Annotated in this window: 2 protein-coding genes and 1 pseudogene; 2 read left to right on the top strand and 1 reads right to left on the bottom strand. The window is 75.5% G+C overall.

Annotation, left to right across the window (positions count from 1 at the left end; genetic code table 11):
- On the top strand, window positions 1-473 hold a 473-nt coding region (locus PYV61_RS24895; protein ID WP_275836578.1), incomplete at its 5' end, for an ankyrin repeat domain-containing protein.
- 10 nt (window positions 474-483) lie between these two features.
- A complete protein-coding gene (locus tag PYV61_RS24890; RefSeq protein WP_275836577.1) occupies window positions 484-726 on the top strand; it encodes a zinc ribbon domain-containing protein in 243 nt (80 codons plus the stop codon).
- A gap of 151 nt (window positions 727-877) precedes the next feature.
- On the opposite strand, the pseudogene PYV61_RS24885 reads toward PYV61_RS24890, so the two are convergent.
- Window positions 878-1879: pseudogene (locus PYV61_RS24885) on the bottom strand (hypothetical protein); the annotation flags it as partial.

Here is a 1879-nt window from a genome sequence, read left to right as displayed (position 1 = left end):
GCGGCGGCGGCGGGGGCGGGGGCGGCGGCGGCGGCGAGCTCCCCCCGGGCGCGAAGCTCGACCCCGAGGTCGTCGCGCTGGCGCGCGTCGCGCCGGTGGGCGCGGGCGTGCTCCCGATCCACGCCGCGGCCGGCGTCGGCTACGGCAACGGCTTCGCCGGCAACGCGCACCGCTACGCGCCCGACGGCTGGATGCCGACGCTCCGCTACCTGGTCGAGGAGCTGGGCGCCGACGTGAACGCGCGCGACAACAACGGCTTCACCCCGCTGCACCACGCGGCGGCGCGCGGCGACAACGAGATGATCAAGTACCTCGTCTCGAAGGGCGCCGACGTGAAGGCGGTCTCGCGCACCGCGCGCACGGTGGTCGACATGGCGAACGGCCCGGTGCAGCGCCTGCGCCCGTTCCCCGAGACGATCGAGCTGCTCGAGAAGCTCGGCGCGAAGAACCAGCACCTGTGCGTGTCCTGCTGAGGAGGACGTCGTGCCGCTCTACGACTTCCGCTGCCTGACCTGCGACGCCGAGAACGAGCTGCTGGTGCGCGGCTCGGCGCCGCCGGCCTGCCCCGCGTGCGGCGGGGCGAACCTCGAGCGCCTGGTCTCGCTCCCGGCCATCCGCTCCGAGACCACCCGCGACGTGATGATGCGCGGCGCCAAGAAGCGCGACGCCGCGCAGGCGAAGGACCGGATCAACCAGCAGGCGGCGTACGAGCGGAATCACGACTGAACGACCCGGAACGGCGTGGTCCGGTACGGCGTGGTCTCGAAGGGCGTGATCGAAAGGGGCGTGAACACCACCGCGAGTGGTCGTTCACGCCCCTTTCGATCACGCCCCATCAGAACACGCCGTATCAGACCACGCCCTACCAGAGCACGCCTTACCTGGCGGCGTTCAGCATCAGCTTCGCGTGCTCCTCCGCCTGCTGCAGCCCGCCCTCGCCGTCCTTCCACTCGATCTTGCCGTCGGCGTTGGCGTCGCGTCCCGCCGTGAGCTCGTTCGTGAGCGAGACGAGCTGGCTGACCATCCCCGCGGCGTCGGCGGCGCTCTTCGCCTCGCCGATGCGCTGGGCCAGCGCGGCCACCTCGGCGGCGCGCGCCGCCGCGGAGCGCGCGGCCGTGGCGACGTGCCCGGCGTGCGTGCCGACCGCGGGCGCCGCGCCCTGCGCCTGGCCGGCCATCTCGATGTGCGCGGCGACGGCTTCCGCGGCCTTCTTCACGCCGTAGCCGAGCCCCGGGCCGCTGGCGACCGCGGACGGGTCGACGGCGTGCAGGACGTGCGCGGCGTGCTGCTGCATCGCGGCGAGGTTCTCCGGGTCCTTGGCCGCCAGCGCGGCGTGCTGCGCGGCCACGCGCGCCTCGGCGAGCGCGGTGGGGAGCAGCCCGCGCTCCATCGGCGTCCCCTTGAACGACTGCAGCACGTGCCCGAGGTGCGCGCCGAGCGGGCCGGCGGGGAGCGTGGCCGCCATGGCCGCGCCGCCGTCGGCGGGCGCCGTGGTGCCGGCGGCGGCGCCCGGGGCGCCCGTCGCGGCCATCTGCCCCGGGGCGGCGGTCCCGGTGAGCTTCGCCATCGTCTCGTCGAAGGCGCGGCGCGCCGCGGGGTCGGTGCTCACGATCCAGGTGCGGCGGCGGTACTCCGCCTCCGTCATCCCGGCGGTCTTGAGCAGCGCCGCGACGTGGTGCGCCCCCTCCTCGCGCAGGCGGGTCTGGTGCTCGGCGGTCTTGTTGCGGACCAGCGAGAGCTGCTTCTGCGTCGAGTCGCGCAGCGTCGCGATGGCGAAGCTGAGGCGGGCCAGCGCGGCCGCGTCGTCGGCGCTGAGCGTCGCGCCGGGCGTGGCGGCGCCGTGCCCGGCGTGGGCCGCGGGCGCGGCGGCGGGGGAGTC

This window comes from Roseisolibacter sp. H3M3-2 (genome assembly GCF_029211165.1).
In the GTDB taxonomy this organism is placed as follows: Bacteria; Gemmatimonadota; Gemmatimonadetes; order Gemmatimonadales; family Gemmatimonadaceae; genus Roseisolibacter.
Note: the sequence above shows the minus strand (reverse complement) of the source record. Positions and strands in the feature narration are given on the sequence as shown.